Origin of the sequence: Escherichia sp. TW14182 (assembly GCF_000208525.1) — a bacterium.
GTDB lineage: Bacteria > Pseudomonadota > Gammaproteobacteria > Enterobacterales > Enterobacteriaceae > Escherichia > Escherichia ruysiae.
The window spans coordinates 1-9,676 of record NZ_AEJZ01000076.1 but is presented as its reverse complement, the minus strand read 5'-3'; the positions used below and the strand labels follow the sequence as shown (position 1 = coordinate 9,676).

The 9,676-nt window shown below is 49.6% G+C and carries 12 protein-coding genes; 10 read left to right on the top strand and 2 right to left on the bottom strand.

The window, feature by feature from the left end; translation table 11 throughout:
- Positions 1–148: 148 nt before the first annotated feature.
- The 4 genes from iraP (at position 149) to adrA (ending at position 3,582) form a co-directional block, all read left to right on the top strand.
- Positions 149–409, top strand: a complete 261-nt coding sequence (gene iraP, locus EQY_RS0107675; protein ID WP_000792977.1) for an anti-adapter protein IraP — start codon at positions 149–151, stop codon at positions 407–409.
- 101 nt (positions 410–510) lie between these two features.
- Complete coding sequence (gene phoA, locus EQY_RS0107670; protein WP_000814395.1) at positions 511–1,923, top strand: alkaline phosphatase; 1,413 nt, start codon at positions 511–513, stop codon at positions 1,921–1,923.
- A gap of 121 nt (positions 1,924–2,044) precedes the next feature.
- A complete protein-coding gene (psiF, locus tag EQY_RS0107665) occupies positions 2,045–2,365 on the top strand; it encodes a phosphate starvation-inducible protein PsiF (protein ID WP_010344700.1) in 321 nt (106 codons plus the stop codon).
- A gap of 101 nt (positions 2,366–2,466) precedes the next feature.
- A complete protein-coding gene (adrA, locus tag EQY_RS0107660; RefSeq protein ID WP_000484073.1) occupies positions 2,467–3,582 on the top strand; it encodes a diguanylate cyclase AdrA in 1,116 nt (371 codons plus the stop codon).
- A 17-nt stretch (positions 3,583–3,599) separates the two neighbouring features.
- Here the strand turns inward: adrA and proC are convergent, their stop codons facing one another.
- Positions 3,600–4,409, bottom strand: a complete 810-nt coding sequence (proC, locus tag EQY_RS0107655) for a pyrroline-5-carboxylate reductase (protein ID WP_010344698.1) — start codon at positions 4,407–4,409, stop codon at positions 3,600–3,602.
- Positions 4,410–4,528: 119 nt separating this feature from the next.
- Here proC and EQY_RS0107650 point away from each other — a divergent pair, with 119 nt between their 5' ends.
- From EQY_RS0107650 to ppnP, 5 genes are all read left to right on the top strand, one after another.
- Positions 4,529–4,987, top strand: a complete 459-nt coding sequence (locus tag EQY_RS0107650; protein ID WP_000158147.1) for a YaiI/YqxD family protein — start codon at positions 4,529–4,531, stop codon at positions 4,985–4,987.
- Between the two features lie 182 nt (positions 4,988–5,169).
- Complete coding sequence (gene aroL / locus EQY_RS0107645) at positions 5,170–5,694, top strand: shikimate kinase AroL (RefSeq protein ID WP_000193398.1); 525 nt, start codon at positions 5,170–5,172, stop codon at positions 5,692–5,694.
- A gap of 49 nt (positions 5,695–5,743) precedes the next feature.
- On the top strand, positions 5,744–5,935 hold the full coding sequence (gene yaiA, locus EQY_RS0107640) for a protein YaiA (protein ID WP_001142439.1): 192 nt from the start codon (positions 5,744–5,746) through the stop codon (positions 5,933–5,935).
- Between the two features lie 257 nt (positions 5,936–6,192).
- Positions 6,193–6,870, top strand: coding sequence for an AroM family protein (locus tag EQY_RS0107630; protein WP_001276432.1), 678 nt, complete (start codon positions 6,193–6,195; stop codon positions 6,868–6,870).
- Between the two features lie 71 nt (positions 6,871–6,941).
- Complete coding sequence (ppnP, locus tag EQY_RS0107625; protein WP_000941942.1) at positions 6,942–7,226, top strand: pyrimidine/purine nucleoside phosphorylase; 285 nt, start codon at positions 6,942–6,944, stop codon at positions 7,224–7,226.
- 355 nt (positions 7,227–7,581) lie between these two features.
- On the opposite strand, the gene rdgC is transcribed toward ppnP, so the two are convergent.
- The gene (gene rdgC, locus EQY_RS0107620; protein WP_024165072.1) at positions 7,582–8,493 is read right to left on the bottom strand and encodes a recombination-associated protein RdgC; all 912 of its coding nucleotides are present in this window, start codon (positions 8,491–8,493) and stop codon (positions 7,582–7,584) included.
- A 124-nt stretch (positions 8,494–8,617) separates the two neighbouring features.
- Between rdgC and mak the strand changes: the two genes are divergently transcribed.
- The gene (gene mak, locus EQY_RS0107615) at positions 8,618–9,526 is read left to right on the top strand and encodes a fructokinase (protein WP_001219344.1); all 909 of its coding nucleotides are present in this window, start codon (positions 8,618–8,620) and stop codon (positions 9,524–9,526) included.
- The last annotated feature ends 150 nt before the right edge of the window (positions 9,527–9,676 follow it).

The window sequence follows — 9,676 nt, the reverse complement described above, 5'->3', positions numbered from 1 at the left end:
ATTTAAATAAGAGAAACGTTTCGCTGATAAATATGTGCAAATATTTTTGCAAAGTATTTCCTGTGTCATAAAAATACTACTTACAACCCCTATGCAGTTATGAAGCATAATGTTAACTTCTCCATACTTTGGATAAGGAAATACAGACATGAAAAATCTCATTGCTGAGTTGTTATTTAAGCTTGCCCAAAAAGAAGAAGAGTCGAAAGAACTGTGCGCGCAGGTTGAGGCACTGGAGATTATAGTCACCGCGATGCTTCGCAATATGACGCAAAAAGACCAACAGCAGTTGATTGATCAGGTTGAGGGGGCACTGTACGCGGTAAAGCCCGATGCCAGCATTCCTGACGACGATACGGAGCTGCTGCGCGATTACGTAAAAAAGTTATTGAGGCATCCTCGTCAGTAAAACGTTAAACCTTTTCAACCGTTGTCATAAAGCTGTCACGGCAGAGACTTATAGTCGCTTTGTTTTTATTTTTTACTGTATTTGTACATGGAGAAAATAAAGTGAAACAAAGCACTATTGCACTGGCTCTCTTACCGTTACTGTTTACCCCTGTGACAAAAGCCCGGACACCTGATGTACCCATTCTGGAAAAACGAGCTGCACAGGGAGATATTACTACGCCGGGCGGCGCTCGCCGTTTAACTGGCGATCAGACTGCTGCCTTGCGTGATTCTCTTAGCGATAAACCGGCGAAAAATATTATTTTACTTATTGGCGATGGGATGGGGGATTCGGAAATAACTGCCGCACGAAATTATGCCGAAGGTGCGGGCGGTTTTTTTAAAGGAATCGATGCCTTACCGCTTACCGGACAATACACCCACTACTCGCTGGATAAAAAAACCGGTAAACCGGACTATGTCACCGACTCCGCTGCATCAGCAACCGCCTGGTCAACTGGCGTCAAAACTTATAACGGCGCGCTGGGCGTCGATATTCATGAAAAAGATCATCCAACGATTCTGGAGATAGCAAAAGCCGCAGGACTGGCGACCGGCAACGTTTCAACGGCAGAATTGCAGGATGCCACACCCGCCGCGCTGGTGGCGCATGTGACATCGCGCAAATGCTACGGACCGAGCGTGACCAGTGAAAAATGCCCAAGTAATGCGCTGGAAAAAGGCGGTAAAGGTTCCATTACCGAACAACTTCTTAACGCCCGTGCCGATGTTACGCTTGGCGGCGGTGCAAAAACGTTTGCAGAAACGGCAACCGCCGGTGAGTGGCAGGGAAAAACGCTGCGTGAACAGGCGCAGGCTCGCGGCTATCAGTTAGTGAGTGACGCAGCGTCGCTGGAGGCAGTAACAGAGGCAAATCAGGATAAACCGCTACTTGGGCTGTTTTCTGACGGCAATATGCCAGTTCGTTGGGAAGGGCCGAAGGCGTCTTATCACGGTAATATCGATAAACCCGCAGTAACCTGTACCCCGAATCCGCAACGAAATGACAGTGTGCCGACGTTAGCGCAGATGACCGATAAAGCTATTGAGTTATTGAGTAAAAACGAGAAAGGATTCTTCCTGCAAGTTGAAGGTGCATCTATCGATAAACAGGATCATGCCGCTAATCCTTGTGGGCAAATTGGTGAGACGGTTGACCTCGATGAAGCGGTACAACGTGCGCTTGAGTTTGCCAAAAAAGATGGCAATACATTGGTGATAGTTACCGCTGACCACGCTCACGCCAGCCAGATTGTCGCGCCGGATACCAAAGCTCCGGGTCTGACTCAGGCATTAATGACCAAAGATGGTGCGGTGATGGTAATGAGCTACGGTAACTCGGAAGAAGATTCACAAGAACATACCGGCAGCCAGTTGCGTATTGCCGCTTATGGTCCTTACGCTGCCAATGTGGTTGGTCTGACCGATCAGACCGATCTCTTCTACACCATGAAAGCCGCGCTGGGTCTGTAGTCAAAACGCATCCGGCGGTGAATTTTTGCCGCCGGTTGGTATTTTTTCTGTTAGCAACCAGACTTAAAGGCAGATCACGGGCGCAAACGCTCTTGGTTAAAATGTGAAGAGGGATGGTGCTATGAAAATAACATTACTGGTTACCCTGTTATTCGGTTTAGTTTTTTTAACCACTGTCGGCGCTGCCGAGAAGACGTTAACCCCGCAACAACAACGTATGACCTCCTGTAACCAACAGGCGACGGCGAAGGCGTTGAAAGGGGATGCCCGTAAAACGTATATGAGTGATTGCCTGAAGAACAGCAAATCTGCGCCCGGCGAGAAGAGCTTGACGCCGCAGCAGCAGAAGATGCGTGAATGCAATGGCCAGGCGACGCAGCAATCTCTGAAAGGCGATGATCGCAATAAGTTTATGAGCACTTGCCTTAAGAACGCCGCCTGATCCCTGATAGTGCTAACGGGTGAGCTAAGAAAATGGCTCACCCGAAATATCATACTTCCGCTTTTCGCCCCATCTCTATAATTTGGGAAAATTGTTTCTGAATGTTCCCAAAAATAATGAATGATGAAAATTTTTTCAAAAAAGCGGCGGCGCACGGGGAGGAACCACCATTAACTCCTCAAAACGAACATCAGCGTTCCGGGCTGCGCTTCGCCCGGCGCGTCAGGTTACCCCGTATGGTAGGACTGGCGGGGATGTTCTTACCGATTGCTTCAACGCTGGTTTCGCATCCGCCGTCGGGCTGGTGGTGGCTGGTGTTAGTGGGCTGGGCTTTTGTCTGGCCGCATTTAGCCTGGCAGTTAGCGAGCAGAGCCATTGATCCGCTTGGTCGGGAAATTTACAACTTAAAAACCGATGCGGTGTTAGCGGGAATGTGGGTAGGCGTGATGGGCGTAAACGTGCTGCCTTCGATCGCGATGTTGATGATTATGTGTCTGAATTTGATGGGAGCCGGTGGCCCTCGTCTGTTTGTCGCTGGTCTGGTGCTGATGGTCGTTTCCTGCCTTGTCACCCTCGAACTGACGGGTATCACGGTGTCACTAAATAGTGCGCCGCTGGAATGGTGGCTCTCACTGCCCATTATCGTCATTTATCCTTTGCTGTTTGGCTGGGTTAGCTATCAGACGGCAACAAAACTTGCAGAACATAAACGCAGATTGCAGGTAATGAGTACCCGCGATGGCATGACGGGCGTTTACAACAGGCGTCACTGGGAACTAATGTTGCGCAATGAGTTTGATAATTGTCGGCGACATAACCGCGATGCGACGTTGTTAATCATCGATATCGACCATTTCAAAAGTATCAACGACACCTGGGGCCACGATGTGGGCGATGAAGCGATAGTTGCTCTCACTCGTCAGTTACAAATTACTCTGCGCGGTAGTGATGTGATTGGTCGTTTTGGGGGGGATGAATTTGCGGTGATTATGTCTGGTACGCCAGCAGAAAACGCCATTACCGCCATGTTACGGGTACATGAAGGGTTAAATACATTACGTTTACCAAATACGCCGCAGGTCATGTTGCGGATAAGTGTCGGTGTCGCGCCGCTGAGCCCGCAAATGAGTCACTATCGTGAGTGGCTGAAATCGGCAGATATGGCACTTTATAAAGCAAAGAAAGCCGGACGTAACCGCACCGAAGTGGCGGCCTGACGTCCGGGGAGAGTGCATCAGGACTTGCTAAGTTTTTCTGATTTTTCCATACACTTCGTCATTGCTTCGATCACTGCGGCACGGAAACCTTTCTCTTCCAGTACGCGCACCGCTTCAATGGTGGTGCCTCCTGGTGAGCAAACCATATCTTTCAACGCGCCCGGATGTTCTCCGGTTTCCAGCACCATTTTTGCAGAACCCATTACCGCCTGGGCGGCAAATTTATACGCCTGCGCGCGTGGCATTCCCCCCAGCACGGCTGCGTCGGCCATCGCTTCGATAAACATAAAGACATAGGCAGGAGAAGAACCACTCACGCCAACTACCGGATGGATCATTGGTTCGGCAATCACTTCCGCCTCGCCAAAACAGCGAAAAATATTCAGCACATCAGCAGTATCTTCAGGCGTAACCAGCGCGTTTGGCGTTACGGAAGTCATCCCGGCATTGACCAGCGCGGGGGTATTTGGCATCGCGCGGATAATTTTCCGGTCATGGCCCAGTGCGCGGGCAAGTTGGTCGAGTGTGACGCCCGCTGCAATAGAGACAACCAGCGAGTCTTTATTCAGGCTGGACGTGATTTCGCTAAGCACTTTGATCATGATGCCCGGTTTAACGGCGGCAAAAACGATGTCGGTGATTTGTGCCACTTCCTGCGCTGACTCTGCGGCGTTGATGCCGAATTGATCGTGTAAAGCAGCGACTTTATCCGGGGAGGGGGTATACACCCAGATTTGCCCTGGAAGCACCTGACCACTGGCAATCAGACCGCCGAGAATGGCTTTTCCCATATTACCGCAGCCAATAAAACCGATTTTCTTTTCCATTGCCTCACTCCTGCCGTGAAATTCATTGTTTTGATAATCGCTGGCAGAAGCATAAACAGAACTATGCCGGAAGGCAAAAGCGCGACACAATAGAGGATTACCCAACAAAGGATGACTTTATGACAATTTGGGTGGACGCCGACGCGTGTCCCAATGTAATTAAAGAGATTTTGTATCGCGCGGCTGAACGTATGCAAATGCCGCTGGTACTGGTGGCTAACCAGAGTTTACGTGTACCGCCATCGCCGTTTATTCGCACGCTACGCGTCGCGGCAGGTTTTGACGTTGCCGATAATGAAATTGTACGTCAGTGTGAAGCGGGCGATTTGGTGATCACCGCAGACATTCCTCTGGCTTCTGAAGCCATTGAGAAGGGAGCAGCGGCACTTAATCCACGTGGTGAACGTTACACGCCAGCGACCATTCGTGAACGTCTGATGATGCGCGATTTTATGGATACCTTACGCGCCAGTGGTATCCAGACCGGAGGGCCAGATAGCTTTTCGCAGCGTGACCGCCAGGCATTCGCAGCAGAACTGGAAAAGTGGTGGCTGGAAGTGCAACGTAGTCGCTCATGAATGTAATTTATTAGTTACACTTCTTTCTTGAGCATTTCTTGGTATAGTAAAGAGTGTATTGAAAATTTCACCCTAAGTGGAATTATTTCTTTACAATCGAAATTGTACTAGCTTGATGGTATGATCGCTATTCTTACGAACCCGGCTTTCGCCGCATTGCGACCTTTTGGGGAAAACCCACGATGACACAACCTCTTTTTCTGATCGGGCCTCGGGGCTGTGGTAAAACAACGGTCGGAATGGCTCTTGCCGATTCGCTTAACCGTCGGTTTGTCGATACCGACCAGTGGTTGCAATCACAGCTCAATATGACGGTCGCGGAGATCGTCGAAAGGGAAGAGTGGGCCGGATTTCGCGCCAGAGAAACCGCAGCACTGGAAGCGGTGACAGCACCATCGACCGTTATCGCCACGGGGGGCGGCATTATTCTGACGGAATTTAATCGTCACTACATGCGTAATAACGGGATTGTGGTTTATCTGTGTGCGCCAGTAGCGGTACTGGTTAATCGTCTGCAAGCAGCACCCGAAGAGGATTTGCGACCAACCTTAACCGGAAAGCCGCTAAGTGAAGAAGTTCGGGAAGTGCTGGAAGAACGCGATGCGTTATATCGTGAAGTCGCGCATATTATCATTAACGCTAATAATGAACCCAGTCAGGTGATTTCTGAAATTCGTAGCGCCCTGGCACAGACGATCAATTGTTGACTCCCGAGCGCCTATACTTAACGTTCATCCCGTGAAATAAGGAAGAACGATGCCAACGAAACCGCCTTATCCTCGTGAAGCATATATTGTAACGATTGAAAAAGGAAAACCAGGGCAGACCGTAACCTGGTATCAGCTCAGAGCCGATCATCCCAAACCTGACTCTTTAATCAGCGAACATCCGACCGCTCAGGAAGCGATGGATGCTAAAAAACGCTATGAGGATCCTGACAAAGAGTGACCGTATCAGACTGCTCGGAAGGGACTCTGAGTGCTACTACAAAGGATCTGCGTCACATTTTTCACAATTCATGTTTTTCAAATAATTAGAATATTAAACAATAACAATCTATTACTGGAATCATTTGGAATCTTTACATTATTCCGGGCGCGTCTACTGCTACGCTTTTTGTCATTTGTAGCACAGGTAAGTGCCAGCAGTGGTGCTTAACATTTGCCCGGTAATTAACGACGAAGTAAAAGTAAGGTGGAATAACAATGAGTGCGTCGTTGGCGATCCTGACCATCGGCATTGTACCTATGCAGGAAGTTTTACCGCTCCTGACTGAGTACATTGACGAAAATAACATTTCCCATCATAGCCTGCTGGGGAAGTTAAGCCGCGAAGAAGTGATGGCGGAGTATGCGCCAGAAGCAGGCGAAGAAACGATTCTTACATTATTAAATGACAATCAACCGGCTCACGTCTCGCGTCGTAAAGTAGAACGCGATCTGCAAAGCGTGGTTGAAGTGCTTGATAACCAGGGTTACGACGTCATTTTGTTGATGAGTACGGCAAACATTAGCAGTATGACGGCGCGTAATACAATCTTTCTGGAGCCGTTGCGTATATTGCCACCGCTGGTTTCTACCATTGTCGAAGGTCATCAGGTCGGTGTAATCGTACCGGTTGAAGAACTGTTGCACGTTCAGGCACAAAAATGGCAAATCTTACAGAAACCGCCCTTGTTTTCCCTGGGGAACCCTATTCATGATTCTGAACAGAAAATCATTGATGCCGGGAAAGAACTACTGGAAAACGGTGCGGATGTCATCATGCTGGATTGTTTGGGATTTAATCAGCGCCATCGTGATTTACTGCAAAAACAGCTCGATGTTCCTGTTTTGCTCTCTAACGTATTGATTACAAGGCTGGCTGCAGAATTACTGATGTGATTTTGCGTGACAGCCAGCGCCTCTGGCCCCTATAGTGAAGTAGACGTTCAACTACCAGACAGGGCCAGTTTATGCTTCAAAGTAATGAGTACTTTTCCGGCAAAGTGAAATCGATCGGCTTTTCCAGCAGCAGCACTGGTCGCGCCAGCGTTGGTGTCATGGTTGAAGGCGAATACACCTTCAGCACCGCCGAACCTGAAGAGATGACGGTAATCAGCGGGGCGCTGAATGTGTTACTGCCTGACGCGACCGACTGGCAAGTGTATGAAGCCGGCTCTGTATTTAATGTTCCCGGCCACAGCGAGTTCCATCTGCAAGTTGCTGAACCGACCTCTTATTTGTGCCGCTATCTGTAATATCTCGCCTTCCCATTTAATGGGAGGGCATTTTTCTGGAATATTCTTTATTTTGGTAATAATAAACGCCAGTGGCTGCTGGTTTTTATATTTTCGATATATACATAAAATATCAAATTGATATAAACCTTAGCGAAGATTGTGAATAAAAATAATAGGTTGATAACTTGTATTACTGACTTTGACGAACCGTCTATAAATTCATTGCATCAGTTATCCGCGCGTAATTTAATATAGTGGAAACACCGGTTATCGCCTTAAAAATCGCGAATGATTATATCAATGTCAGGTTTGACTTTTTACGCCGGATAAGACGCGTCTGGCGTCGCATCCGGCATTGAAGGCAAATCAGCAATTAACGTTGTGCTTCGCCACCCAATCCTTCGATCAGGTTTTGAATTAATGCCGCCAGTTCACCGGTCATCAGGATGAAATCGGCGTCAAAACGCTGGGCGAAATCTTCTCGGTCGATATCTTCGTTTTGATCGCGCAGTTCGTCGCAGAATTTCAGGCGTTTGAGCGAACCATCATCACACATCACAAACTGAATGCGCTGCTGCCAGTCGAGCGCCAGTTTAGTCACCACTTTTCCGGCTTCAATGTGATTGGTGATCTCTTCGCTGGTCAGATCCTGTTTCTTCGCGCGGATCACGCCGCCATCTTCCAGCAGCGATTTCAGCTCGGCTTCATCAAGCAACTGGAAGCCCTGCGCCGCGCTACCGGAGCGTACCCATTCGGTCAGCGTCAGTTCAATCGGGTTTTCCATGGTCAATGGCACAACCGGTAACGACCCCAGGCTTTTACGCAGCAGTGCCAGCGTATCTTCTGCTTTTTTGGCGCTGGCGCAGTCCACCATAATCAACCCGTTAACCGTGTCGATCCACATCATGGTCTGGCTGAAGCGGCTAAAAGCGCGCGGTAATAGAGAGTGCAGCACTTCATCTTTCAGCGAATCTTTTTCGGTTTTCTTCAGCTTACGCGCCTGTTCTGCTTCCAGTTTGGCGATTTTCGCTTCCAGCGCCTGTTTAATCACCGGAGACGGAAGGATTTTTTCTTCTTTACGCGCGCAGATAACAATTTGACCATTGGCAACGTGCGTTAATGCATCGCTGTGCGATCCCATCGGAGGAACCCAGCCCATCTTCGCCATGTCCTGGCTTCCGCATGGGGTAAATGCCATCGAGGCTAGCTGTTTTTCCATCTCTTCTGCACGCAGCGAAATTTCGCGGCTAAGACGGTAAACCATTAAATTTTTGAACCACAGCATGATAATTTCCACGGCCTTGTCGTTAAATTTAGCGGGCATGATAACGAATTGTCGGCGGCCTTGCATTGCCAATCCGGTTGTCCGTCTCTACGCTATTGATATTGAAAAAAATAAGGAGAGTACCGTGCGTATAGGTATCGATTTAGGCGGCACCAAAACTGAAGTGATTGCACTGGGCGATGCAGGAGAGCAATTGTACCGTCATCGTCTGCCCACGCCGCGTGATGATTACTGGCAAACTATTGAAACTATCGCCACGTTGGTTGATATGGCGGAGCAGGCGACGGGGCAGCGCGGAACAGTAGGCATGGGCATTCCCGGCTCGATTTCGCCCTACACCGGCGTGGTGAAAAACGCTAATTCGACCTGGCTTAACGGTCAGCCATTCGATAAAGACTTAAGCGCGCGGTTGCAGCGGGAAGTGCGGCTGGCAAATGACGCCAACTGTCTGGCGGTTTCGGAAGCGGTAGATGGGGCGGCAGCGGGAGCGCAGACGGTATTTGCCGTGATTATCGGTACGGGATGCGGCGCGGGCGTGGCGTTCAATGGGCGGGCGCATATTGGCGGCAACGGCACGGCAGGTGAGTGGGGACATAATCCGCTACCGTGGATGGACGAAGATGAACTGCGTTATCGCGAAGAAGTCCCTTGTTATTGCGGTAAAAAAGGCTGTATTGAAACCTTTATTTCAGGTACAGGATTCGCGACGGATTATCATCGGTTGAGCGGACATGCGCTGAAAGGTAGTGAAATTATCCGCCTGGTTGAAGAAAGCGATCCGGTTGCAGAGCTGGCATTGCGTCGCTATGAGCTGCGGCTGGCAAAGTCGCTGGCACACGTGGTGAATATTCTCGACCCGGATGTGATTGTGCTGGGGGGCGGGATGAGCAATGTTGACCGTTTATATCAAACGGTTCCGCAGTTGATTAAACAATTTGTCTTCGGCGGCGAATGTGAAACGCCGGTGCGCAAGGCGAAGCATGGTGATTCCAGCGGCGTACGCGGCGCCGCGTGGTTATGGTCGCAAGAGTAAAAAATTCAGGTAATTGGTACATCATGCCTGATGCGACGCTTGCCGCGTCTTACCAGGCCTACAAAATGAGCCGTCCCGGAGCCCGTAGGCCGGATAAGGCGCTCGCGCCGCATCCGGCACCGTGCTCAGATGCCAGATGCGACACTGGCG